Source organism: Candidatus Allofontibacter sp. (assembly GCF_040404065.1).
Lineage (GTDB): Bacteria > Pseudomonadota > Alphaproteobacteria > Pelagibacterales > Pelagibacteraceae > Fontibacterium.
Window position 1 is genome coordinate 816,577 of record NZ_JBBAJM010000001.1, and the last position, 24,167, is coordinate 840,743.

Below are 24,167 nucleotides of genomic sequence, written 5' to 3' on the forward strand. Positions count from 1 at the left end.
TTAAAACTTTTTTAGTGAATTATTATATCCGTTAACTGTTCCGCAGTCTAAATATGTTCCAGAAAATACATGTCCCATAAATCTATTACCGTTGTAAATTAAATGTTTCATTGCATCTGTAATCTGAACCTCTCCTGAAGATCCCTTTTGAGTGTTTTTTAATGAAGAAATTATTTTAGTTGGCAAAACATATCTTCCTATAATCGCATAATTAGATGGAGAATTTTTTAAACTAGGTTTTTCAACTAAGTCAGTAATAAATAATTTGTTATTCGTTTTTTGGGAATATTTAATAATTCCATATCTTGATACTTCAGAATTTTTAACCTTCTTGGAGGCTATGACTGAAGAATGGTATTTATTATGAATATTAATTATTTTTTTGGAACAATTTTCTTTAATAATAATATCATCTGGTAAAACCAAAAGAAAAAATTTACCCTTTATAAATGATTTTGCTGCCAATACGGCGTCACCAAGGCCTCTAGGAGAGTTTTGATAAACAAATTTAATTTTACTTCTATAACGATCTAAAATTTTAAGTTTTTTAATTGATTTGTAATCTTTCTTTTTTTTTAAATAATTTAATAAATAAATATCAGGATAAAGATAATCCTTAATAATTTTTTTTCTTATTGAAGTAATTAGAATAATTTTTTTAATACCCGCTTCCAAACATTCATCTAAAATATGCTCCAAAATAGTTTTATTTCCTAAAGGCAATAGTTCTTTTGGAAGTATTTTGCTAAATGGTAGAAGTCTTGTGCCTAAACCAGCTAATGGTATTATCGCTTCTTTTATCATTAAATATTATAGTTAATTTCTTAAATGAAAATAATTAAAACAGCAAATAAAATAACTTCAGAGTTATTAAATAAAAAAAAAATTGGCTTTATCCCAACTATGGGGTGCTTACATGATGGTCATGTCTCGTTGATCCGAAAATCTAAAAAGAAAAAATTATTAACGGTAGTAAGTATATTTGTGAATCCATTCCAATTTAATAATAAAAAAGATTTTAATAAATATCCCAAAACTATTGCGGCTGATTTAAAAATCTGCAAAAAAAATAAAGTAGACTATGTTTATTTGCCTTCAAAAAAAGATATTTATCCAGAAAAAAAAATAATTATTAAAAATAAAGTTCATTTTTTTAAAGATTATATGGAAGGAAAATTTAGACCTGGTCATTTTGAAGGTGTTATAGAAGTGATAAGAAGACTGTTAAGCCGTATTACAACTAACTATCTTTTCCTCGGGAAAAAAGACTATCAGCAATTAATTATTATTAAAAAATACATTGAAAGCATTAATTCAAAAATAGAAGTCGTACCATGCGATACTGTTAGAGCCAGAAATGGTATCGCTTTATCTTCTAGAAATAAACTTTTAGATCAAAAATCATTAAATATTGCTGGAAAGATAATTAATTTTTTAAAAAAAAATAAAAATAAAATTATCAAGTCTAAAAATAACTTATTTTTTTTAAAAAAAATAAAAGAATTTGGTGCAAGTAAGATAGATTACTTGTCTGTTTTTAATGTAAAAAAATTAAAAAAAACTAATAAACCATCATTAAATACCAGAGTATTTCTAGCCTATTACTTGAATGGTGTGAGATTAATAGATAACTTTTAATGGAAATTAAAATATCTCATAAACCTGTTGCTTATAAGGAGGCAATGAATTTTTTAGAACAAAGAGTAGAAAAAGTTCATGCAAACTTAGAGAGTGAACTTATTTGGATATTAGAACACGATTCAGTTTATACAAAAGGCATAAGTGCACATGATAAAGATTTATTAATTCCAAACTTATTTCCTGTAATTGAAACAAACCGCGGTGGAAAATTTACTTATCATGGTCCTGGTCAGAAGATTGTTTATTTTGTCATCGATCTTAATAAACGCGAAAAAGAAATTAAAAAATTTGTCCGCAATGTTGAAAAATGGATCATTTCTATTCTTAAAGATTTTAATATTTCATCATTTGCCGATCCTAAAAATATAGGTATTTGGGTAAAAAATAACAATGAAGAGAATAAAATTTCAGCTATTGGAATTAAAATAAAAAAGTGGATTGCTTATCACGGGTTTTCTCTAAATGTTAATGTAAATAAATCTGACTATCGAGGAATAGTTCCTTGTGGAATATTAAATAAGGGAATTATTAATATTTCCGATTTATGCAAAATACCGAATGATGAAAAAATTAATAATTCAATAAAAGAAAATTTTTACAAATTATTTAATTCGTAACTTAGTTGCTGTTCCTTACAAAAGCTTTGGAAGTATAATGGAGGTTCAGCATGGTGAATTATTTTTTTACTATTTATTAAAAATTCAACTTTATAAGCATGAAGCATTAAATGGAGCTCTTTAGATTTGTTTAAGCCTTTATTTGTATATTTTTTCTCTCCTAAAATAGGATGCCTAATAAAACTCAATTGTCTTCTCAGCTGATGTTTTCTTCCTGTTTCAGGATTCAGAAATAACAAAGAGTGACCCTTAGTCTCTGAAATAACTTTATAATTAGTAATTGATAGTTGTGTTTTTTCTTTATTATTTTCAAGATAATTGAGTTCATTTTTTAAAGTTCCACTTTTATCATCTAAAACTCCATCAACTACAGCTAAATAACTTTTCTTTACAATCTGATTTTTAAAAGCTTCTGAAAAAAACTTAGCGCTTTTATGTGTTTTGCTAATAATTAATATTCCCGTTGTTTCGGCATCTAATCTATGAACTAAATGTGGAGTTTGATATTCAGTCTCTGGATAATTTTTTAATATATCAAAAATATTTTTTCCAGTTTTTGTTCCAGATTGCACAGCTAAATTATAGGGTTTATTTAAAACAAAATAATGTTCGTTCTCGAAAAGAATATTATTTTTAATTAAATCGTAATCTTTTTTAGAGGGTAAATATGAAAACTTTTTTTTAATTATTTTATCGTCATTATCAATGTCGGCGTAAATCTTAATTTCATCATTTATCTGTATTTTATATGAACTTTTAACTTTTTTACCATTAACAAGTATTTTGCCTTTTCTTAAAGTTCTTTCAATCAGTGATTGAGGTAAAGGTTTTACTTTTTTTTTAAACCATTTATCTAAACGAATATTTTCAAAATCCTCTTCAATTTTAAAAATATGCTTTGGTTCCATTATGAAATAATATGAATTAATTTATCTCCTATATAGAACATCAATAAGCCAAGAAATACAGAAACAAAAATGTAAGCAAATGCTAATGGGTAACTAGAATTATTTATAAGATTAAAAAAATCTTGAGAGAAAGAAGAAAATGTTGTGAAGCCACCTAAAAATCCAATAGTGATATAATTTTTAAAATTTTCATCTATGGATATAAATTTTGTATCTAATATTCCAGAAACTAAACCAATTAAAAAACAACCTAATAAATTAACAGTGATTGTTCCAATTGGAAATATTGTTTGAAAAATTTTTGGAGTAATTTGTATAACTGAAAATCTTGCTACAGTTCCAAGGGCTCCAAATAAAGCAATTAATAAGTATGACTTCATTAACTGTTTACTTTGCTAACTGCTGGGCTTCTTCCTTTGGTTGTTCAGGTTTTTTTTGAACAGGACCTGAATCTTGTCCTTTTGCATTAAAATCTTTATCTACTAACTCGATATAAGCCATCGTCGAATTGTCTCCAAAACGATTTCTAGTTCTAATAATTCTAGAATAGCCACCTTTTCTATTCTCGTATCTTTTAGACAAAACTGTAATTAATTTTTCAGCTGAACTTTCATCTTGTAACTTTGAAATCAAAGATCTTCTTGCTGATAAGTCTTTTTTCTTTCCAATAGTTATAACTTTATCAATTAAAGGTTTTAATTCTTTTGCTTTAGGTAAAGTTGTTTTAATTTGTTCATGCTTAATTAAAGAATTGAGCATATTTTTAAACAAAGCTTTACGATGCTCAGAAGTTCTGTTTAATTTTCTATGAGCAATTTTGTGTCTCATTGTTATTAATAGTTATCTTCAAGTTTTTTAGAAAGTTCAGCAATGTTTTCTGGCGGCCAATTTGGAACTTCCATGCCAAGATATAGCGACATTGTAGTTAGAACTTCTTTAATTTCATTTAATGATTTTCTTCCAAAATTTGGTGTTCTCAACATTTCTCCTTCACTCTTTTGAACTAAATCACCAATGTAAATTATGTTATCATTTTTTAAGCAATTCATTGATCTTACTGATAGCTCTAATTCATCAACTCTTCTAAGTAAGTTTCTATTAAACTCAGGCTCAGAAGGTTTTTTCTCTTGAATGGTTGCAACTGGCTCATCAAAATTCACAAACATAGCTAACTGGTCTTGTAAAATTCTAGCTGCAAAAGCAAGTGAATCTTCAGCTGTCACCGATCCGTTTGTTTCAACTTCCATTGTTAATTTATCATAGTCTAATGTTAAGCCTTCTCTAGCATTAGACACGTTATAAGAAACTCTTTTAACTGGACTAAAAACAGCATCAATTGCTATCAATCCTAATGGAGAATTATTAGCTTTATTTCTGTCAGCAGGAACATAACCTTTTCCTGTATTCACTGTTAATTCCATATGAAATTTAGTTTTTTCATCTAAATTACAAATAACTAAATCTGGATTTAATATTTCAACGTCTGGATTTGAAGTAATCATTTTTGCTTTGATTTCTCCTGGTCCTTTTGCATCTAAGATTAATTTTTTTGGTCCAGAAACTTTTAAATTCAAAGCTAAAGCTTTAACGTTAAGAACGATGTCCGTAACGTCTTCTCTAACGCCATCAATTGAAGAAAATTCATGTAAAACACCATCAATTTGTATAGCTGTTACAGCTGTACCTTGTACTGAAGACAACAAAACTCTTCTTAATGCGTTTCCTAAAGTTAAAGCGTAACCTTTTTCTAAAGGCTCAGCGATAATTTTTGCATGTTTTTTATCATCACTTTGAGTGATATTTAATTTTGATGGTTTTATAAGTTCTTTCCAATTTTTATCTATCAAGTTACTTCTCCTATTTAGTTATTATTAAACGCGTCTTTTCTTTGGAGGCCTACAACCATTATGTGGCATCGGACTCATATCTTTAATAGAGGTAATCTTAAAACCTCTAGCTTGTAATGCTCTAAGAGCAGTTTCTCTACCTGAACCAGGTCCTTTTACTTCAACTGCAATATTCTTTAGCCCGTGTTCTAATGCTTTTCCTGCGGCATCGTCAGCTGCTACTTGCGCGGCATAAGGTGTTGATTTTCTAGAACCTTTAAATCCTTTTGACCCTGCAGAGGACCATGAAATCACGTTTCCTTGTTTGTCTGTGATCGTAACAATAGTATTATTAAAAGTTGCATTTACATAAACATTTCCATTCACAACGTTTTTTTTCTCTTTTTTCTTAACTTTAATTTTTTTCTTTATACCACCCTCTTGCTTAGCATCTTTTGCCGGTGCAGCAGCAGTTTCAGCTTTGGGTTTTTTTTCTTTAATATTTTTATCTTCAGCCATTTAATTATTTCATGCTAGTTAATTTTTTTCCTGCAATTGCAATCGCTTTACCTTTTCTTGTTCTTGCATTGGAATGGGTTCTTTGTCCTCTAACAGGAAGTCTTTTTCTATGCCTTGATCCTCTGTACGTTCCTAAATCTTTTAATCTTTTAATATCAAGAGATACATTTCTTCTTAGATCTCCCTCGACTGAATACTTGCTATCAATAAATTCTCTAATTTTTAAAACCTCATCGTCTGTAAGAGCATTAGTTCGTTTATTTTTATCAATCTTTAATTCATTGCAAATGTCATTTGCAGTTTTATCTCCAATTCCATAAATGTAAGTAAGAGCTGCTTTAACAACTTTGTTTTGAGGAATATTTACTCCAGCTATACGAGCCATAAATTAAAATGCTATTTTTGAAAAAATGTGATTATATGAATCAAGCTATTAAAGTCAACTACGTACGGCTCTGATTAGAGTAAATAATTGATCACTTATAGCATTAATTTCCTGCATTCCGTCTATGTTTTTCATTATACCTTTTTTTAGGTAAAAATCTAACACCGGAAAAGTTTTTTCATCATAAGTTTTCAATCTTTTAACAATTGTATCCTCGTTATCATCTGATCTTGTAATAAGTTTTCTTTGCGAACATTCTTTAAGATCGCACGTCTTTGGAGGATCAAAAAAAGTATTAAAAGTTTTATGACATACAGAGCAAGTAACTCTGCCTGTAATTCTTTTAACTAAAATTTGATTATCAACTTTTAAATTGAGAGCTAGACTCATTTGTTGGTTATTTTTTTTTAATAAATTATCTAAACTTTTTGCTTGATCTAAATTTCTTGGAAATCCATCAAAAATAATTCTGTTTTTATATTCTGGATTAGAAACTTTATTTTCAATTAAATTATTAATAATCTCGTCAGAAACCAAACCTCCTGACTTCATAATTTCTTCTATTTTATTCCCAAATTCAGTTTTTTTATTTACTTCATCTCTAAGTAAATCACCTGTAGATAATTGAAATAAATTAAATTCTTTTACTAATTTAGCTGACTGAGTTCCTTTTCCAGCGCCTGGAGGGCCAAAAATAACAACGTTCATTAACGATTAAATTTTGTTTTTTTAATTAAACTTTCGTACTGTTGACTCATTAGTCTTGTTTGCACTTGAGCAACAGTATCCATTGCAACTACAGAAACAATTAAAAGAGAAGTGCCTCCTAAATAAAAAGGAATTGGGTAATTTGCAATAATAAATTCTGGCAATAAACAAATTACAACTAAATATAATGACCCAATGACTGTTAACTTCAGAAGCAACTGATCTATAAATTGTTCTGTTTGTTCTCCTGGTCTAATACCCGGAACAAATCCACCATACTTTCTTAAATTTTCTGCTGTTTCTTTTGGATTAAAAATAATTGAAGTATAAAAGAATGAAAAAAATATAATTCCTGCTGCATAAAAAATCATATACAGGGGTTTTCCCTGACCAAGCATAGATGTAATTCCGACAACAATTTCATTTGAGGAAGATACAAAATGAGAAATCGTAATAGGCAAAATTAAAAGAGCTGAAGCAAAAATTGCTGGTATTACCCCTGCAGTATTAATTTTTAATGGTAAGTGCGAAGCATCCCCGCCATAAATCTTATTACCTACTTGTCTTTTTGGATAATGAATTAGAATTTTTCTCTGGGCTCTTTCCACAAAAACAATAAAATAAATGGCACCAGCAAGTATAGCCATAATTACAAGTATCACAGGTCCTGAGATGGCTCCTGTTCTTCCTAATTCAAATGTAGAAGCTAATGCTCTTGGAATTTCAGCGACAATTCCTGCAAAAATTATCAAAGAAATACCATTTCCAATTCCTCTCGCTGTAATCTGCTCACCAAGCCACATTAAAAATATTGTTCCAGCTAACAAAGTGATCGTTGTTACTAATTTAAAATAAAATCCTGGTTCTAAAACAATACCTTGAGAATTTTCTAAACTAACTGCAACTCCATAGCCTTGAATGATAGCAAGAAGTACTGTTCCGTATCTTGTGTATTGAGTGATCTTTCTTCTGCCAATCTCGCCTGAATTTTTTAAATTTTTAAAATAATCACTAACTCCTGTTAATAACTGAATGATAATTGATGAAGAAATGTAAGGCATAATACCTAAAGTAAAAATTGCCATTCTAGATACCGCTCCACCCGCAAAAACGTTAAACATTCCAAGTAGTGATCTTTCATTTGTCGAAATAAGACCTTTCAATGCTTGTGAATCAATTCCTGGAATGGGTATGTATGTGCAAAATCTATAAATAACTAAAATGAATAGCGTGTAAAAAATTCGTCTTTTAAGATCATCTAAAGAAGAGTTAGTTTTTAATGAATCTGCAGAAGCAAAAGTGCTAGACATAAAAACTATTTAGTTGTTGCTTGTTTCAATAAATTAACGCTTCCGCCAGCTTTTTCAATTTTACCTTTAGCGGATGCGCTTATTTGATGTGCCTCTATTTCTATTTTTGATTTAATTTCACCATTACCTAAAACTTTTAGTTTTTTGTAGTTGTTTTTGATATTTTTAATCTTTCTAAGACTGTCTAATGTAACTTTAGAACCAATATCTAATTTTTTCTTCTCTATTAAGCTTTGAATGTCATTTAAGTTAATAATCATTTGATCGTAACTGTGTTTTTTAATAATTGCATTAAAACCTCTTTTTGGAAGTCTTCTATAAAGAGGCATTTGACCACCCTCAAAACTTTTAATAGACACACCTGATCTTGCTTTTTGACCTTTAACACCTCGTCCTGCAGTCTTTCCTCTTCCAGAGCCGATTCCTCTAGCGTATCTTCTTCCTTTTTTATAAAGAGAAACGTTTAATGTATTTAATTTCATAATTTTATCTTCTCGCAACAACTTCACTAATTTTTTTACCACGTAGTATAGAAATATCTTTAGGAGATCTTTGTTTAGATAACGCTAACATACATGCTCTAACCACGTTGTAAGGATTAGATGAGCCGATTGATTTTGCAACTACGTCTTGCATCCCTAACATTTCACATATTGCTCGTATAGCTCCGCCAGCAATAATACCTGTTCCTGCTGGAGCACTTCTAAGAAGAACTTTTCCAGCTCCACTTTTGCCGTAAGTATCGTGATGTATTGTTCTGCCTTCTCTTAATGGAACTTTAACTAATGAACTTTTAGCTTCTTCGGATGCTTTCCTAATTGCATCTGGAACTTGTTTTGCTTTGCCATGTCCATAGCCTACTAAACCTTTTTGATTTCCAACAATAACGAGTGCTGCAAATCCAAATCTTCTTCCACCTTTTACTACTTTAGTAATACGGTTAATTGCGACTAATTTTTCTTTAAGTTCTGATTGAGTATTCATAAATTAAAATTTTAATCCTTCTTTTCTTGCTGAATCTGCAACTGCTTTAATACGACCATGGTACTTATATCTACCTCTATCAAAGTAAACCTCTTTAATTCCTTTTTCTAAAGCTCTTTTTGCAACTAATTTTCCAACTTCAACTGATAATTCCATTTTTTTCTTTTTCTCTAATGCTTTTTCAAGAGAAGAAGCTGAAACCAAGGTTAGATTTTTAGCATCATCAATAACTTGGGCATAAATATTTTTTAAAGATCTAAAAACAGTAAGACGCAAACCTGAAGGGTTATACTTCTTCATTTTGCCTCTAATTCTGCTCTGTCTTTTAATCTCGTTTGCCATAATTATTTCTTTTTACCTTCTTTTCTTAAAACAAATTGATCTGATGAAGTTATTCCTTTACCTTTATAAGGTTCAACTGGTTTAAAAAATTTAATATCCGCACAAACTTTACCGACTAATTCTTTATCGATACCTTTAACTTTTATTGCTGTTTGCTTATCTATAGTAACTTCAATTCCATCTGGAACATCATAATGAACATCATGACTAAAACCTAATTGAAATATAATCTTTTTGCCTTGTAATGACGCTCTAAAACCAACTCCTGTAAGTTTTAAATCTTTTTCAAATCCTTTTGACACACCAATAATACCATTATTAATTAAACTTCTATGCAAGCCCCAAGTAAGTTTGTTTACATTTTTTTTATCTACTGGTTCTAAAGAAACTTTATTGTCTGCAACAGTTACTTTTAAAATACTTTGATCAACAACTAATTCTTTTTTACTTTTAGCACCTTGAATAATAACTTTATTATTCTCAACTTTAACAGTAACTCCAGCTGGTAACATAATAGGTGTTTTTCCAATTTTTGACATAATATTAAGAAACCTTACAAAGGACCTCCCCACCCAATTTTTTTTCTCTAGCTTCGTTATCTGAAAAAATTCCTTTTGAAGTAGAAATAATAGATATGCCTAATCCATTCTGAATTTTTTGAATACTATCTGATCTAGAATAAATTCTTCTACCTGGTCTTGAAACTCTTTCAATTTCTTTAATAACTGGATCGCCGTACATATATTTTAAATTAATCTCTATTGTTTCAAAACTCTTATCTTTTGAAACAGTATATTCTTGAATAAATCCTTCTTTATGAAGAACGTCCAAAACTGCTTTTCTTAGCTTAGAACCAGGTACTGATACTTTTTTTAAACCACGCATCTGTCCGTTTCTTATTCTTGTAATCATATCACCAATTGGATCTGTAATTTTCATATATCCTCCTTACCAGCTAGCTTTTGTCATGCCCGGAATTTTTCCACTAGAAGCAAATTTTCTAAGTGCAATTCTCGACATTCTTAATTTTCTATAATAACCACGAGATCTTCCAGTTATTTCACATCTATTCTTAACTCTGTTTTTGGCTGAATTTCTTGGAACTTTTGAAAGTTTTAAACTTGCTAAAAATCTCTCATTTAATGGTAAAGTTTTATTCATAATAATTTTTTTAAGCTTAGATCTTTTGTTTTCAAATCTCTTAGCCATTTTTACTCTTTTTAAATTTCTCTCAATCGAACTACGTTTTGCCATTTAGTTTAGCTCCTTATTTTTTTCTTTATTTATTCCTTTTTCAGCATCAGCGTCTTTTTTAGCTTTTTTCTTATCTGCAGAAAAAATTCCGACTTTAGCAAATGGTACATTAAAACTATCTAGTAACATTTTAGCCTGTTCTTGAGTTTTTGCTGTTGTAACAATAGTGATATCCAAGCCTCTAATTTTGTCTACTTTATCAAAGTTCACTTCTGGAAATATAATATGCTCTTTAACGCCAAAACTATAATTAGCTTCACTGTCAAAGCTGTTAGGATTTAATCCTCTAAAATCTTTAATTCTTGGCAGAGCAATATTTACTAAACGGTCTAAAAAGAAATACATCTGATCTTTTCTCAAAGTAACTTTAAGACCTAAAGGAATACCAACTCTTGTTTTAAAATTAGAAATTGATTTTTTAGATTTTGTAATTTGAGCTTTTTGACCTGCAATGGCAGAAAGATCGTCATCTGCACTCTTTAAAATTTTACTGTCAGTTCCATCTAAGCCAAGACCCATGTTTAAAACTATCTTAACTAGTTTAGGAGCTTGCATTTTGTTATTAAAAGATAAACTCTTACAAAGAGCAGGGACTATCTCCTTTAAATATTTTTCTTTTAATCTAGGTACTAACTTCATTTTTTAGCTTTTGTTTTAGTTTGTTTTACTTCTGTTTTCTTTTCTTCTTTTTTTGCATCAACTTTTTTAACTTCAATTTTTTTCTCAACTTTTTTTTCTACTTTAGCATCAGATAATTTTACAACATTAGATATATCTATAGGTCTCTCAACAGTTATAATCCCACCTTTTTGCTCTCTTGTTGGCTTTTGATGTTTCTTTTTTTCATTAATCCCTTTGACTAAAACTTTTCTAATCGCAGGAAAAACTTTAATAACATCTCCTGTTTTTCCCTTATCATCTCCAGTTATAACTTTAACGTTGTCGCCTTTTTTAATTTTCAATTTAATCATAATACCTCTGGTGCTAAGGAAATAATTTTCATAAAATTTTTGTTTCTTAATTCTCTTGTTACTGGTCCAAAAATTCTTGTTCCAATTGGCTCACCATTTGGCTGTACTAAAACTGCCGCATTTGCGTCAAATTTTATTGAAGTTCCATCTAATCTCTTAATTTCTTTTCTAGTTCTTACAATTACAGCTTTGTGAACATCCCCTTTTTTAACTTTACCTTTTGGAATAGCATCTTTTATTGAAACGACAATAATATCACCAATTGTAGCGTACCTTCTTCTAGATCCGCCTAATACCTTAATGCACTCTACTTTCCTAGCTCCGGTATTATCTGCAACAAATAGTTCTGTTTGAACTTGTATCATTTATTTATTTCCCTCAACAACAGTCCAGCGTTTAAGTTTAGAAATCGGCTTACTTTCCATTATAGAAACTGTATCGCCAACTTTAGATTGATTTTGCTCATCATGAGCGTGATATTTTTTATAAACTGTCATTACTTTTTTATATCTAGGGTGCTCAAATCTTCTGCTAACTTCAACAACAATTGTTTTGTTACTTTTGTCGCTCACTACTTTACCTTTTAAAATTCTTTTAACCATTATTTAGTCCTGTTTAAATTTATAAATGCTTTAACTGTAGCAATAGAACGTCTATTTGTTTTAATAGAAGCTGTATTTGTAACTTGACCATTTTTTTTCTTAAATCGAATATTAAATTGTTCTTTTTTTAATTTTTCCAATTCAGAAAAAAGCTGCTCTTGAGTTAATCTTTTTATTTCTTTAGTTTTCATTATATAGAACCTAATCTTTTAACCATTTTAGTTTTAATTGATAATTTAGACTGTGCTCTTTCAAAAGCTTCTTTAGCTACTATTTCGTCAACACCATCAATTTCGAAAATAATTCTTCCTGGCTTAACTCTAAATACATAGTACTCTAAACCACCCTTACCTTTACCCATCCTAACTTCGATTGGTTTTTTGGTTACAGGAATATTTGGAAAAATTCTAAGCCAAACCCTGCCAGCTCTCTTCATATGTCTAGTTAAAGCAACTCTGGCAGCTTCAATTTCTTTTGAAGTCACTCGATTAGGCTCAATTGCTTTTAAACCGAAAGATCCAAAGTTTAATTCAGCTCCACGGGTGGCTACACCGTGAATTTTTCCTTTAAAAGCTTTTCTATATTTTGTTCTAGCTGGTTGTAACATTTTCTTTCTCGTTTATATTTTTAACATCAGCATCATCCATTTTTTTCTTATCTTTTTCAAACACGATGCCTTTATAAATCCAAACTTTAACTCCAATAATTCCATATGTTGTTTCCGCTTCTGCTTCACCGTAATCAACATCAGCTCTCAATGTATGAAGAGGTATACTTCCCTCTCTCAACCATTCTGTTCTAGCAATCTCTGTACCTGCTAATCTTCCAGCAACGGTTATTTTAATTCCTTTAGCACCTAATCTAAGTGTAGATTGCATCGCTCTTTTCATAGCTTTTCTATAAGCAATTCGTTTTTCAAGTTGTTGAGCAACATTTTCTGCCACTAAATAAGCGTCTAATTCTGGTTTTCTAATTTCTTTGATATTTACCGAAACCTCTGAGCTTGATATTTTGTTAAGGTTACTTTTAATTTTATCGATATCAGAACCTTTTTTTCCAATAACAAAACCTGGTCTTGATGTAAAAATTGTTACGATGCATTTCTTAGTAGGTCTTTCGATAAAAATCTTTGAAATTCCAGAGTTCTTAAGATTTTTATGAATATATTCTCTAATTTTAAAGTCTTCGATTAGGAATTGACCATATTCTTTTTTCTTAGCAAACCACATAGAGTCCCAATTTTTATTTATACTCAGTCTAAAACTAATTGGATTAACTTTCTGTCCCATTATTTAGCGGCCTCCACCGGAGCTTTTTTATTTTCAGAAACAATAATTGTTAAATTAGAAAAATGTTTTTTAATACCTGCGGCTCTACCTCTTGCTCTTGGCATAAAACGTTTTAAAGTAATTCCTTTGCCAACATATGCTTCTTTTACAATTAAATTATCAATATCTAATTGATTATTATTCTCAGCGTTAGCAATTGCAGATTTTAAAGTTTTTTTAATTTCATTTGCTACTCTTTTATCTGTAAACTCTAAATCTCTCATGGCTACATTAGCATTTTTTCCTCTGATGCTTTTTAAAATATTATTAATTTTACGAGGGCTTGATCTTAAGTTCCTGTAAATAGCTTTAACTTGATTTAAATCTTTATTTTTTGTCATCTTTTTTCTCAGTTGCTGGAGCAGCTTTTTTATCAGCTGGTGTATGTCCAAAGAATTGTCTTGTTGCCGAAAATTCTCCTAATTTATGACCGATCATTTCTTCTGTAATAGTTACAGGGAAGAATTTTTTTCCATTATGAACTTCAAAAGTCATTCCAAGAAATTCAGGAATAATTGTAGATTTTCTTGACCAAGTTTTAATTGGTTTTTTAATATTTTGGTCTTTATGCTTTTGAACTTTTTTCATTAAACTAAGTTCAACAAAAGGACCTTTCCAAACTGATCTACTCATAATTAGTTAATGCCCCTCTTCTTCTTTCTTGAAATAATATACTTATCGGTATTTTTATTCTTTCTTGTTTTCTTACCTTTAGTTTTTTGTCCCCAAGGAGTAACGGGATGTCTACCTCCGTTAGTTCTTCCTCCATGCGGATGATCTACAGGATTCATTGCTATACCTCTTGTTTGTGGTCTAACTCCTAACCATCTACTTCTTCCTGCTTTACCAATCTTAATATTTTTTTGATCTGGATTTGATACTGCTCCTATCGTTGCTTTACATAAGCTCTGTACTCTTCGTACTTCGCCTGAAGCTAATCTTAATGTCGTGTAATCTTGATCGTGACTCATAATTTGAACTGAAGAACCAGCTGATCTAGACAAAACCCCTCCATTTCCTGGTCTCATTTCTACGTTATGAACAGCAGTTGCGGGAGGCATATCTACTAAAGGCATACAGTTACCAATTTCGATATCTTTTTTTCTTCCAGAATAAATCTTAGCCCCTACTTTAATTTCCTGTGGAGCAAGAAAGTAGCTTTGAGTTTTATCTTCATATTCAACAAGCATAATATTTGCTGTTCTATAAGGATCGTACTCAAAACGAATTACAGTAGCTGCCATATCAAATTTATTTCTTTTAAAATCTATAAATCTATATTTCTTTTTGTGACCAGCCGAACGATGTCTTGATGTAATTCGTCCTAAATTATTTCTCCCGTATGATCCTGTGAAACCTGTGGTTAAAGATTTAACTGGTTTTCCTTTCCAAAGACCTGCTCTGTTTAGAATAATTGTTCCTCTAGTAGATTTTGTATAGGGTTTATATGATTTTAATGCCATGTTTATATACCAGTTGTAATATCAATTGATTGTCCCTTTTTTAAAGTAACAATAGCCTTCTTATAACCTGAAGTTCTAGCAACTCTACCTCTAACCGTTTTGAATCTTGGATGAAGGTTAATAGTATTAACTTTAGTAACGTTTACTTTAAAAAGTCTCTCAACACTTTTTTTAATATTTGCTTTTGTTGCAAAAGAAGCAACTTTAAAAACAACTTTATTTAATGAACTTAAATTTGTAGATTTTTCCGTCACTACTGGCTCAAGTATAATGTCATACGAAAAGTTATCAGCTATTTTTTTCATTTTAATAACCTTTCTTGAAGTTTTTTAATTGATGAATGAGTAAATAAAACATTTTGATATTTCAAAACGTCATAAACATTCGTTCCAATTTCTGGGATATTTTTAATATTCTTAATATTTTTTACGTTATTTAATAAAACTTCATTTTCTTTATCGTAAATTATTAATGCACTCTTTGAATTAATTGTTGATAAAAACTTACTGAAATCTTTAGTTTTGAAATTTTTAAAATCTTTGTCTGATAATATATTAATTTTGTTATCTAAAACTTTGCTAGATAAAGCATGTTTAAGTCCTAATTTTCTAACTTTTTTGTTTAATCTTTTTACTCTGTGTTTTCCTTTAGCTTTAGGTCCGTGCGCAATACCACCACCAACAAATATAGGAGCAGTAATATTACCATGACGAGCTCCACCGGATCCTTTTTGAGGTCCAATTTTTTTTCTTGAACCAGCAACTTCTCCTCTAGTTTTTGTATAACCTGTTTTTTTTGTGTGACGGCTTATTTGCCAATCCACAACCATCTTTATAATGTCTTTTCTAGGTTTTAACGAAAATATATTGTCAGAAACTTCAATGTTTCCAATATCTTTTCCATCAATTCCTAATTCTTTTATTTTCATATAATTATTTTTTCTCCGCTGTAGGTGCTGCTGCTGGCTTTACATCTTTTTTATTAGTTTCTGCGCTTTTCTCTTTTTTATTTGATTTTTCTTTTAATCCTTCAGCAATGTCATCTTTGAAAGCTTGAATAGTATCTTTCATAGTTCTCTTGTTTCTTTCCTTAACTGCCTTATTAATTTCAACCACAGCATTTTTTGCCCCTGGTACTGATCCTTTAACAAACAATAAATTATTTTCTAGATCAGTTTCAATAATCTCTAATCTTTCAACTGTTCTGAATTTATCTCCCATGTGACCAGCCATTTTTTTACCTTTAAATACTCTACCTGGATCTTGTCTTTGTCCTGTAGAACCATGTGATCTATGAGAAACTGAAACACCGTGTGTTGCTCTTAAACCTGAGAAGTTATGTCTTTTCATAACTCCAGCAAAACCTCTTCCGATTGTTTTCGATCTAATGTCCACAAAATTTATATCTTTGAAAATATTTAAATCTACATCTGAACCTAATTTAAGATCGCTATCTTTGTCTACTCTAAATTCTTTTAAAATCTTCTTAGGTTCTAAAGATTTTTTTGCAAAAACACCTTTCATTTGTTTTGTAACTTTTGAATTTTTAATATGTCCAAAACCAACTAAAACAGCGCTGTATCCGCGTTTTTCTTTAGTAATAACATCTATTACTTTTCCTGGCTCAATATGAAGAACTGTCACAGGAACAGATTGTCCGTTCTCGTAGAACCTTCTTGTCATACCAATTTTTTTACCTATTAAACCTAAAGTCATAATTTAAATTTTAATTTCTACGTCAACGCCTGAAGCTAGATCTAATTTCATTAATGCCTCAACTGTTTGAGGTGTTGGATCCAGAATATCAATCATTCGTTTATGAGTTCTTGTTTCGAACTGCTCTCTACTTTTTTTATCAATGTGTGGTGATCTCAATACTGTAAAAATTTCTTTACGTGTAGGAAGAGGTATCGGCCCCCTAACTTGAGCGCCTGTTCTTTTTGCCGTATTTACAATCTCAATAGTAGATTGATCTAACACTTTGTGATCGTACGCTCTTAATTTAATTCTAATATTTTGTTTTTCCATAATTTAAGCCATCTTTTTTGTAACTTCGTCCTGAACGTTTTGAGGAACGCGATCATAATGATCAAACTGCATTGTGTATTGTGCTCTACCTTGAGACATTGATCTTAAAGTGTTCACGTAACCAAACATATTGGCAAGTGGCACCATTGCATTGATAACAGCGGCATTACCTCTTTTATCTGTTGATCCAACTTGACCTCTTCTGCTGTTTAAATCTCCAATAACATCACCCATATAATCCTCTGGTGTTACTACTTCAACTTTCATAATAGGTTCTAAAAGCTTTGGGTGAGATTGAAGACATAATTCCCTAAAACAATATCTGGCTGCTAATTCAAACGCTAAAGGACTAGAATCCACTTCGTGATGCAATCCATCTAAGATTTGAACTTTGTAATCTAATAATGGAAAGCCTGCTAACACTCCAGAATCTGCAACGCTTAAAATTCCTTTTTCGACTCCCGGGATAAATTCTCTTGGGATTGCTCCTCCTTTAATTAAATTTTCAACTATTCTACCTTCCCCTTGAGCAAGAGGTTCAACAGCTAATTTAACTTTAGCAAACTGTCCAGCTCCACCGCTTTGTTTTTTATGTGTATATTCAAGTTTGCCGGCTGAGGTAATTGTTTCTCTGTAAGCAACTTGAGGTGCTCCGATATTAGCTTCAACTTTAAATTCTCTTTTCATTCTATCTACAATAATTTCAAGGTGCAACTCGCCCATTCCTTTAATAATTGTTTGTCCAGATTCATTGTCTGAAGAAACTCTAAATGAAGGATCTTCTTTTGCTAAACGGTTAAGAGCTTCACCCATTTTTTCTTGGTCATTCTTTGTTTTAGGTTCGACTGCAATTTCAATAACTGGTTCAGGAAAATCCATGGACTCTAGTACGATTGGATTATTTTTGTCACAAAGAGTATGTCCTGTAATTGTATTTTTAAGACCTGCTAGAGCAACAATATCACCCGCGCTTGCTGTTTTAATATCTTCTCTATTGTTTGCATGCATTAATAACATACGGCCAATTCTTTCTTCTTTTCCAGTCGTTGCATTAAGAACTCCTGTACCTGTGGACAATGTTCCTGAGTAAATTCTAATAAATGTTAACGATCCAACAAATGGATCATTTGCTATTTTGAATGCTAAAGCAGAAAATGGTTCTTCATCAGTACATTTTCTAATTAATTCTTCATCTGTATTTGGTTTAATGCCTTTTACTTGGCCTACATCTTTAGGACTTGGCAAAAAATCTACTACTGCATCTAAAATTAATTGAACACCTTTGTTTTTAAAAGCAGCTCCACAAATTATTGGAACAAAAGCAAAAGAGATTGTTCCTTTTCTAATACAAGCTTTTAATTCTGCTTCTGATGGATCTTTGCCATTAAGATAATTTTCCATTACTTTTTCATCTTGCTCAACAGCAAGTTCTACTAACTCTTTTCTGTATTTAATTGCTTGCTCTTTTAAATCTTCTGGAATTTCAACATAATCAAATTTTGCTCCTAAACTCTCATCTAACCAAACAACACCTTTCATCAACACAAGATCAACAACTCCTTTAAACGTGCCTTCAATGCCAATTGGTAGCTGAAGAACCATCGGGATTGCTCCTAAACGCTCTTTAATCATGTCAACGCACATGAAAAAATTAGCACCAGTTCTATCTAATTTATTAACAAAACAAATTCTTGGAACTTTATATTTGTCTGCCTGTCGCCATACTGTCTCAGATTGAGGCTCAACACCGGCAACTCCGTCAAAACAAGCAACAGCTCCGTCTAAAACTTTTAAAGATCTTTCAACTTCAATGGTGAAATCAACGTGACCGGGTGTATCAATAATATTAATTCTGTGACCTTTCCAAAAACAAGTTGTAGCCGCAGATGTAATTGTAATTCCTCTTTCTTGCTCTTGCTCCATCCAGTCCATAGTTGCAGCACCATCATGTACTTCACCTATTTTATGAGCTTTGCCTGTGTAATATAAAATTCTTTCTGTAGTAGTAGTTTTGCCAGCATCAATGTGAGCGGCGATACCTATATTTCTGTATTTATCTATTGGATATTTTTCGCTCATAAATTTACCATCTAAAATGCGCAAAAGCTTTGTTAGCTTCTGCCATTTTGTGAGTGTCTTCTCTTTTTTTAATTGCTGAGCCTTTATTAGATGCTGCGTCTAATAATTCCTTAAGTAATTTTTCCTGCATACTTTTATCAGTTCTTTTTCTTGAAGCATCAATCAACCAACGAATAGCTAAAGCTTGAGCTCTATCTGCTCTTACATCTACCGGAACTTGGTATGTTGCTCCACCTACTCTTCTTGATTTAACTTCTAAATTTGGTTTTACGTTTTTAAGGGCATCATTAAAAACTTTAATCGGATCATCATTTGTCTTAGCTTTTATTAATTCAAGAGTTTTATATAAAATTTTTTCAGCAACTGTTTTTTTACCTTGATACATTAACGAGTTCATAAATTTTGTAACAACTTTGGATTTGTAGACTGGGTCTGGACTTACATCTCTCTTCGTTTGTTTTCTTCTTCGTGACATAATTATTTAGGTCTTTTCGCTCCGTATTTAGATCTTTGTTGTTTCATTTTAGTCACGCCTTGAGTATCAAGAACTCCTCGAATAGTATGATAACGAACTCCTGGTAAATCTTTTACCCTTCCTCCTCTAATCATAACAACTGAGTGTTCTTGCAAGTTGTGACCTTCACCTGGAATGTAACTTGTAACTTCGAAACCGTTAGATAAACGAACTCTCGCAACTTTACGTAAAGCTGAGTTAGGTTTTTTTGGAGTCGTTGTATAAACTCTAGTACATACTCCTCTTTTCTGAGGTGATGCTTCAAGTGCAGGAACTTTGTTCCTAACTTTTGGTTTAGTTCTTCCTCGTTTAACGAGTTGATTAATTGTTGGCATAAAATTCTAAAAATAATTTATAATTTAAGGATAGAAAGAAGGTCGAAGCCTAAAATCTGGTAGGAGTTTAAGTGCTCTAGAGCCTTACTTACTACCTTAAAAAAGTGTGGGCATAATACTTAAATTACGCGAAAGGTCAAATTGTAGTTGTATAAAAAACTACTTAATTACTATTGAAAAACTTAAGAAAATATTACTTTGCAGCTTCCAATTTTTCAGGCTCTTTTGCCTTAGCATTTTGAAGCTCCATATCTCTTTCACGAGCGATTTTAGAGAATTTGAATGTACTATCTCCAGTACCTGCCGGGATTAGTCTTCCAACAATTACGTTTTCTTTTAGACCGTGCAATACATCAACCTTACCTTTGATTGACGCTTCTGTAAGAACTCTCGTTGTTTCTTGGAAAGAAGCGGCAGAAATAAATGACTTTGTTTGTAATGAAGCCTTTGTAATGCCTAATAATACTGGATCAACTTGCGCAGGTTTTCTACCTTCTGAAACTAATTTTTTATTTAATTCATCTAAGTCTATTTTATCAACTAATTCTCCAACTAAGAAAGATGTATCACCTGAAGCTTTGATTTCAACTTTTCTTAACATTTGTCTTACTATAACTTCAATGTGTTTATCGTTAATGATAACACCTTGTAATCTGTAAACTTCCTGAACTTCATCGATGAAATAATTTGCAAGAGCTTCTACTCCTAAAATTCTTAAAATATCATGAGGGGCTGGACTTCCGTCTAATAAGTATTCACCTTTTTTAATTTCTTCACCTGGATTGAAATTAACTTGTTTTCCTTTTGGTATTAAATAAGAAGATTCAACACCTGCTTTTGATTTAATTGTAATTTTAAGTTTTCCTCTAACTTCTTTTCCAAATTCAATTTTACCGTCATTCTCAGCAATAATCGCTCCTTCTTTTGGTTTTCTTGCTTCAAATAATTCGGCAACTCTTGGTAATCCTCCGGTAATATCTTTTGTTTTAGAAGTTGCTTTAGGTAATCTAGCTAATACGTCTCCAGCATTAACTTTATCTCCATCTTCAACTGATAAAATTGTTTCTGGAACAAGATAGTATCTTGCTTCGTTGTCATCTGCTTTTTTAACAACTTTACCTTTACTGTCTCTTAAAGTAATTCTTGGTTTAAGATCGATATTCTTAGATTGCGCTCTCCAATCTAGAACAACTTTAGATGAAATACCCGTAGCTTCATCCGTGGCATCTGAAATAGAAGCGCCATCAATTAAATCTACGAAAGTAACTATACCATCAGTTTCTGAAATAACTGGAAGAGTATAAGGATCCCACTCACAAATTTTTTGACCTTTTTTGACAGGATGATCCGGCTTTACAAAAAGTTTAGATCCATATGGAATTTTATACATTGCTACGTTTGTTCCATTTTTTTCAATAATAATTTCAGTATTCCTTCCCATTACTATTAATTCTTTTTTAGAATCTTCAATTAAGTTTTGATTAGAAACTTTCAATACTCCCTCAGAAGGAGCTGTTATTGATGACTCTTGTTTAATTTGAGCTGTTCCTCCAACGTGGAACGTTCTCATTGTAAGCTGCGTTCCTGGCTCCCCGATTGATTGAGCAGCGATCATTCCAACGCACTCACCAATCGATACTAATCTTCCTCTTGCTAAATCTCTTCCGTAACAAGTTGAACAAATTCCATCTTTTGCTTCACAAGTAATTGGTGAATAAACATCAATAGATTTAACACCTGCTGCATCCATTAATTCACATTGTTTTTCTTCAATTAATTGTTTTGCTTTAACGATGACATCTCCTATATTTGGAGCTTTAATATCTTTTGCAGCAATTCTTCCTAAAGATCTTTCTGTTAAAGATACGATAATGTTACCACCTTCTATAATCTCACTAATATTAATATGTTTTTTAGTGCCGCAGAATTTAAGTCTAACGATAACATCTTGTGAAACATCACATAATCTTCTTGTTAAATATCCAGAATTTGCTGTTTTTAAAGCTGTATCCGCAAGTCCTTTTCTTGCACCGTGAGTGGATGTAAAATATTCTAGAACAGTTAAGCCTTCTTTGAAGTTTGAAATAATAGGTGTCTCGATAATTTCACCTGATGGCTTTGCCATTAAACCTCTCATTCCAGCTAGCTGCTTCATCTGAGCTGCGGAACCTCTAGCTCCAGAATCTGCCATCATGAATATTGAGTTAGTTGTTATTGAGCCATCTTCTTTATTAATTTTAGAAGCAGAGATATTTTTCATCATCTCACTTGCAATTTTATCTGTACATTTAGACCACTGGTCAACAACCTTGTTATATTTTTCACCTTTAGTAATTAAGCCCTCAGAATATTGAGTTTCATATTCTTCAACCATTTTTTTAGCGTCTGAAATAATTTGTTTTTTTGATTCAGGAATAACTAAGTCGTCTTTTCCAAAAGATATTCCTGCTTTAAATGCATTAAGGAAGCCAATTGTCATTAGTTTGTCACAAAAAATAACTGTTTCTTTCTGACCACAATATCTAAAAATAATATCAATAAGTTCAGAAATTTGTTTTTTAGTTAATAATTTATTAACTAAATCAAATGAAATTTTATGATGTTTTGGAAGTACATCTGCTAATAAAAATCTACCCACGCTGCTTTGATATGTTTTAAAAATAGGTTTTCCTTTTTCATCTACGGTTTCAAATCGAGATACAACTTTAGAATGGACATTTATGGATTTGTTTTCAAGTCCCTGAGCAATTTCATCTAAATTTAAGAAGTAACCGACAGGTTTAGTATCTTGATCTCCAAAAAACTGAGACATGTAATAAATTCCTAAAACCATGTCTTGAGATGGCACGATAATAGGTTTTCCATTTGATGGACTTAAAATATTGTTAGTCGACATCATTAACACTCTAGCTTCTAACTGAGCTTCTATACTCAAAGGAACGTGCACAGCCATTTGATCACCGTCAAAGTCGGCGTTAAAAGCAGCTGTAACTAAAGGATGAAGTTGTATTGCTTTTCCTTCAATCAATAATGGTTCAAAAGCTTGAATTCCTAATCTATGAAGTGTTGGAGCTCTGTTTAAAAGAATTGGATGCTCTCTAACAACTTCTTCTAAAATATCCCAAACTTCTGATTTTTCTTTTTCTACTATTTTTTTTGCTTGCTTAATTGTTGTGGCAAGACCAAGTTTATCTAATTTTGCATAAATAAATGGCTTAAATAATTCTAATGCCATCTTTTTTGGTAGACCACATTGATGAAGTTTCAATTCAGGTCCTACAACGATCACTGATCTTCCAGAATAATCAACTCGTTTTCCTAACAAATTTTGTCTGAAACGTCCTTGTTTACCTTTAAGCATATCCGCTAAAGATTTAAGAGGTCTTTTTCCTGTTCCTGTAATTACTCTTCCTCTTCTACCGTTGTCGAACAAAGCATCTACTGCTTCTTGCAACATACGTTTTTCATTTCTAACGATAATGTCTGGGGCTCTTAACTCCATTAATCTTTTTAAACGATTATTTCTGTTAATTACTCTTCTGTATAAATCGTTAAGATCTGATGTGGCAAATCTACCTCCGTCAAGAGGAACTAAAGGACGTAATTCTGGCGGAATTACTGGAATAACAGTTAAAATCATCCACTCTGGTTTATTTCCAGAATTAATAAAATTTTCTACTAACTTTAATCTTTTGATAGCTCTTTCCTCTGCTACTTTAGAAGTTGTATTCTTTAATAACTCTCTTAATCTTTCTCTTTCAGCGGCTAGATCAATAGAAGCTAAAACTTCTCTAATAGCTTCAGCTCCAATTCCAGCTGAAAATTGATCTTCGCCATATTTCTCTTGTGCTTTTAAAAGTTCTTCTTCTGAAATTAATTGATTTTTTTTAAATTCGGTAAGACCTGGCTCAATAATAATAAAATTTTCAAAATATAATACCTTCTCGAGATCTTTAAGCTTCATATCCATCGCAAGTGCTATACGACTAGGTAATGATTTTAAAAACCATATGTGTGAAACTGGAGTTGATAATTCAACGTGACCCATACGCTCACGTCTTACATTTGCTTTTGTAACTTCAACGCCACACTTTTCGCAAATAATTCCTCTGAACTTCATACGTTTGTACTTACCGCACAAACATTCATAATCTTTTACTGGTCCAAATATTCTAGAGCAAAATAAACCATCTTTTTCAGGTTTAAATGTTCTGTAATTAATAGTTTCGGGTTTTTTAATTTCTCCAAAAGACCAAGATTTAATTTTTTCAGGGCTTGCTAAAGAAATTTTAATGTTATTAAAATTTTCCTTATTTATATTTTTTTTAAATAAATTTGTTAATTCTTTGCTCAT

Annotated in this window: 35 protein-coding genes; 2 read left to right on the top strand and 33 right to left on the bottom strand. The window is 31.1% G+C overall.

Annotation, left to right across the window (positions count from 1 at the left end; genetic code table 11):
* Nucleotides 1-804, bottom strand: a complete 804-nt coding sequence (locus AC8IG9_RS04345) for a sugar phosphate nucleotidyltransferase (protein ID WP_507425588.1) — start codon at nucleotides 802-804, stop codon at nucleotides 1-3.
* 24 nt (nucleotides 805-828) lie between these two features.
* Between AC8IG9_RS04345 and panC the strand changes: the two genes are divergently transcribed.
* Nucleotides 829-1,638: a pantoate--beta-alanine ligase gene (gene panC, locus AC8IG9_RS04350; RefSeq protein ID WP_507425589.1), complete on the top strand. Its 810-nt coding sequence runs from the start codon at nucleotides 829-831 to the stop codon at nucleotides 1,636-1,638.
* A complete protein-coding gene (gene lipB, locus AC8IG9_RS04355; RefSeq protein WP_507425590.1) occupies nucleotides 1,638-2,258 on the top strand; it encodes a lipoyl(octanoyl) transferase LipB in 621 nt (206 codons plus the stop codon). The genes panC and lipB overlap by 1 nt, the downstream gene beginning before the upstream one ends.
* Here lipB and AC8IG9_RS04360 read toward each other — a convergent pair.
* The 32 genes from AC8IG9_RS04360 to rpoC form a co-directional block, all read right to left on the bottom strand.
* Nucleotides 2,237-3,166, bottom strand: a complete 930-nt coding sequence (locus AC8IG9_RS04360; RefSeq protein ID WP_507425591.1) for an RluA family pseudouridine synthase — start codon at nucleotides 3,164-3,166, stop codon at nucleotides 2,237-2,239. The genes lipB and AC8IG9_RS04360 overlap by 22 nt on opposite strands.
* Nucleotides 3,166-3,546: a fluoride efflux transporter CrcB gene (gene crcB / locus AC8IG9_RS04365; RefSeq protein ID WP_507425592.1), complete on the bottom strand. Its 381-nt coding sequence runs from the start codon at nucleotides 3,544-3,546 to the stop codon at nucleotides 3,166-3,168. The genes AC8IG9_RS04360 and crcB overlap by 1 nt, the downstream gene beginning before the upstream one ends.
* A 7-nt stretch (nucleotides 3,547-3,553) precedes the next feature.
* Nucleotides 3,554-3,994 carry a 50S ribosomal protein L17 gene (gene rplQ / locus AC8IG9_RS04370; RefSeq protein WP_507425593.1) on the bottom strand — a complete coding sequence of 147 codons (441 nt, stop codon included), beginning with the start codon at nucleotides 3,992-3,994 and terminating at the stop codon, nucleotides 3,554-3,556.
* Between the two features lie 5 nt (nucleotides 3,995-3,999).
* Nucleotides 4,000-5,013, bottom strand: a complete 1,014-nt coding sequence (locus tag AC8IG9_RS04375; protein ID WP_507425594.1) for a DNA-directed RNA polymerase subunit alpha — start codon at nucleotides 5,011-5,013, stop codon at nucleotides 4,000-4,002.
* Nucleotides 5,014-5,037: 24 nt separating this feature from the next.
* Complete coding sequence (gene rpsK / locus AC8IG9_RS04380; RefSeq protein ID WP_507425595.1) at nucleotides 5,038-5,511, bottom strand: 30S ribosomal protein S11; 474 nt, start codon at nucleotides 5,509-5,511, stop codon at nucleotides 5,038-5,040.
* Nucleotides 5,512-5,515: 4 nt separating this feature from the next.
* Nucleotides 5,516-5,896, bottom strand: coding sequence for a 30S ribosomal protein S13 (rpsM, locus tag AC8IG9_RS04385; protein ID WP_507425596.1), 381 nt, complete (start codon nucleotides 5,894-5,896; stop codon nucleotides 5,516-5,518).
* A 54-nt stretch (nucleotides 5,897-5,950) separates the two neighbouring features.
* Entirely contained in the window at nucleotides 5,951-6,604 is a 654-nt protein-coding gene (locus AC8IG9_RS04390) for an adenylate kinase (protein ID WP_507425597.1), read from the bottom strand.
* The gene (secY, locus tag AC8IG9_RS04395; RefSeq protein WP_507425598.1) at nucleotides 6,604-7,914 is read right to left on the bottom strand and encodes a preprotein translocase subunit SecY; all 1,311 of its coding nucleotides are present in this window, start codon (nucleotides 7,912-7,914) and stop codon (nucleotides 6,604-6,606) included. Before secY ends, AC8IG9_RS04390 begins: the two co-directional genes overlap by 1 nt.
* 5 nt (nucleotides 7,915-7,919) lie before the next feature.
* Complete coding sequence (rplO, locus tag AC8IG9_RS04400; RefSeq protein WP_507425599.1) at nucleotides 7,920-8,396, bottom strand: 50S ribosomal protein L15; 477 nt, start codon at nucleotides 8,394-8,396, stop codon at nucleotides 7,920-7,922.
* Between the two features lie 4 nt (nucleotides 8,397-8,400).
* The gene (gene rpsE / locus AC8IG9_RS04405; RefSeq protein WP_507425600.1) at nucleotides 8,401-8,898 is read right to left on the bottom strand and encodes a 30S ribosomal protein S5; all 498 of its coding nucleotides are present in this window, start codon (nucleotides 8,896-8,898) and stop codon (nucleotides 8,401-8,403) included.
* 3 nt (nucleotides 8,899-8,901) lie between these two features.
* Nucleotides 8,902-9,240: a 50S ribosomal protein L18 gene (rplR, locus tag AC8IG9_RS04410; RefSeq protein WP_507425601.1), complete on the bottom strand. Its 339-nt coding sequence runs from the start codon at nucleotides 9,238-9,240 to the stop codon at nucleotides 8,902-8,904.
* A 2-nt stretch (nucleotides 9,241-9,242) separates the two neighbouring features.
* The gene (gene rplF / locus AC8IG9_RS04415) at nucleotides 9,243-9,779 is read right to left on the bottom strand and encodes a 50S ribosomal protein L6 (protein ID WP_507425602.1); all 537 of its coding nucleotides are present in this window, start codon (nucleotides 9,777-9,779) and stop codon (nucleotides 9,243-9,245) included.
* Nucleotides 9,780-9,783: 4 nt separating this feature from the next.
* Nucleotides 9,784-10,179: a 30S ribosomal protein S8 gene (gene rpsH, locus AC8IG9_RS04420; protein ID WP_507416160.1), complete on the bottom strand. Its 396-nt coding sequence runs from the start codon at nucleotides 10,177-10,179 to the stop codon at nucleotides 9,784-9,786.
* Between the two features lie 9 nt (nucleotides 10,180-10,188).
* A complete protein-coding gene (rpsN, locus tag AC8IG9_RS04425; RefSeq protein WP_507418690.1) occupies nucleotides 10,189-10,494 on the bottom strand; it encodes a 30S ribosomal protein S14 in 306 nt (101 codons plus the stop codon).
* Nucleotides 10,495-11,133 (bottom strand): 50S ribosomal protein L5, encoded by a 639-nt coding sequence (rplE, locus tag AC8IG9_RS04430; RefSeq protein ID WP_507425603.1) that lies wholly within the window; start codon nucleotides 11,131-11,133, stop codon nucleotides 10,495-10,497.
* Complete coding sequence (gene rplX / locus AC8IG9_RS04435; protein WP_507425604.1) at nucleotides 11,130-11,465, bottom strand: 50S ribosomal protein L24; 336 nt, start codon at nucleotides 11,463-11,465, stop codon at nucleotides 11,130-11,132. The genes rplE and rplX overlap by 4 nt, the downstream gene beginning before the upstream one ends.
* Nucleotides 11,462-11,830, bottom strand: a complete 369-nt coding sequence (rplN, locus tag AC8IG9_RS04440) for a 50S ribosomal protein L14 (protein WP_507425605.1) — start codon at nucleotides 11,828-11,830, stop codon at nucleotides 11,462-11,464. The genes rplX and rplN overlap by 4 nt, the downstream gene beginning before the upstream one ends.
* Complete coding sequence (gene rpsQ / locus AC8IG9_RS04445; protein WP_507425606.1) at nucleotides 11,831-12,067, bottom strand: 30S ribosomal protein S17; 237 nt, start codon at nucleotides 12,065-12,067, stop codon at nucleotides 11,831-11,833.
* Nucleotides 12,067-12,258, bottom strand: coding sequence for a 50S ribosomal protein L29 (gene rpmC, locus AC8IG9_RS04450; protein WP_507425607.1), 192 nt, complete (start codon nucleotides 12,256-12,258; stop codon nucleotides 12,067-12,069). The genes rpsQ and rpmC overlap by 1 nt, the downstream gene beginning before the upstream one ends.
* Complete coding sequence (gene rplP / locus AC8IG9_RS04455) at nucleotides 12,258-12,674, bottom strand: 50S ribosomal protein L16 (RefSeq protein ID WP_507425608.1); 417 nt, start codon at nucleotides 12,672-12,674, stop codon at nucleotides 12,258-12,260. Before rplP ends, rpmC begins: the two co-directional genes overlap by 1 nt.
* The gene (gene rpsC / locus AC8IG9_RS04460) at nucleotides 12,658-13,356 is read right to left on the bottom strand and encodes a 30S ribosomal protein S3 (protein ID WP_507425609.1); all 699 of its coding nucleotides are present in this window, start codon (nucleotides 13,354-13,356) and stop codon (nucleotides 12,658-12,660) included. The genes rplP and rpsC overlap by 17 nt, the downstream gene beginning before the upstream one ends.
* Nucleotides 13,356-13,736 (bottom strand): 50S ribosomal protein L22, encoded by a 381-nt coding sequence (gene rplV / locus AC8IG9_RS04465; RefSeq protein WP_507425610.1) that lies wholly within the window; start codon nucleotides 13,734-13,736, stop codon nucleotides 13,356-13,358. The genes rpsC and rplV overlap by 1 nt, the downstream gene beginning before the upstream one ends.
* Nucleotides 13,723-14,028 (bottom strand): 30S ribosomal protein S19, encoded by a 306-nt coding sequence (gene rpsS, locus AC8IG9_RS04470; protein WP_507425611.1) that lies wholly within the window; start codon nucleotides 14,026-14,028, stop codon nucleotides 13,723-13,725. The genes rplV and rpsS overlap by 14 nt, the downstream gene beginning before the upstream one ends.
* Before the next feature lie 2 nt (nucleotides 14,029-14,030).
* On the bottom strand, nucleotides 14,031-14,858 hold the full coding sequence (gene rplB, locus AC8IG9_RS04475; protein ID WP_507425612.1) for a 50S ribosomal protein L2: 828 nt from the start codon (nucleotides 14,856-14,858) through the stop codon (nucleotides 14,031-14,033).
* A gap of 2 nt (nucleotides 14,859-14,860) precedes the next feature.
* Nucleotides 14,861-15,163: a 50S ribosomal protein L23 gene (gene rplW, locus AC8IG9_RS04480; RefSeq protein ID WP_507425613.1), complete on the bottom strand. Its 303-nt coding sequence runs from the start codon at nucleotides 15,161-15,163 to the stop codon at nucleotides 14,861-14,863.
* Nucleotides 15,160-15,786, bottom strand: a complete 627-nt coding sequence (gene rplD / locus AC8IG9_RS04485; RefSeq protein ID WP_507425614.1) for a 50S ribosomal protein L4 — start codon at nucleotides 15,784-15,786, stop codon at nucleotides 15,160-15,162. Before rplD ends, rplW begins: the two co-directional genes overlap by 4 nt.
* Before the next feature lie 4 nt (nucleotides 15,787-15,790).
* Nucleotides 15,791-16,573, bottom strand: coding sequence for a 50S ribosomal protein L3 (rplC, locus tag AC8IG9_RS04490; protein WP_507425615.1), 783 nt, complete (start codon nucleotides 16,571-16,573; stop codon nucleotides 15,791-15,793).
* Nucleotides 16,574-16,576: 3 nt separating this feature from the next.
* Entirely contained in the window at nucleotides 16,577-16,885 is a 309-nt protein-coding gene (rpsJ, locus tag AC8IG9_RS04495) for a 30S ribosomal protein S10 (protein ID WP_507425616.1), read from the bottom strand.
* A 3-nt stretch (nucleotides 16,886-16,888) separates the two neighbouring features.
* Nucleotides 16,889-18,964, bottom strand: coding sequence for an elongation factor G (gene fusA, locus AC8IG9_RS04500; protein WP_507425617.1), 2,076 nt, complete (start codon nucleotides 18,962-18,964; stop codon nucleotides 16,889-16,891).
* Between the two features lie 4 nt (nucleotides 18,965-18,968).
* A complete protein-coding gene (gene rpsG, locus AC8IG9_RS04505) occupies nucleotides 18,969-19,439 on the bottom strand; it encodes a 30S ribosomal protein S7 (protein WP_017943902.1) in 471 nt (156 codons plus the stop codon).
* A 2-nt stretch (nucleotides 19,440-19,441) separates the two neighbouring features.
* Complete coding sequence (gene rpsL, locus AC8IG9_RS04510; RefSeq protein WP_507425618.1) at nucleotides 19,442-19,813, bottom strand: 30S ribosomal protein S12; 372 nt, start codon at nucleotides 19,811-19,813, stop codon at nucleotides 19,442-19,444.
* Between the two features lie 193 nt (nucleotides 19,814-20,006).
* Nucleotides 20,007-24,167 (bottom strand): DNA-directed RNA polymerase subunit beta', encoded by a 4,161-nt coding sequence (rpoC, locus tag AC8IG9_RS04515; protein ID WP_507425619.1) that lies wholly within the window; start codon nucleotides 24,165-24,167, stop codon nucleotides 20,007-20,009.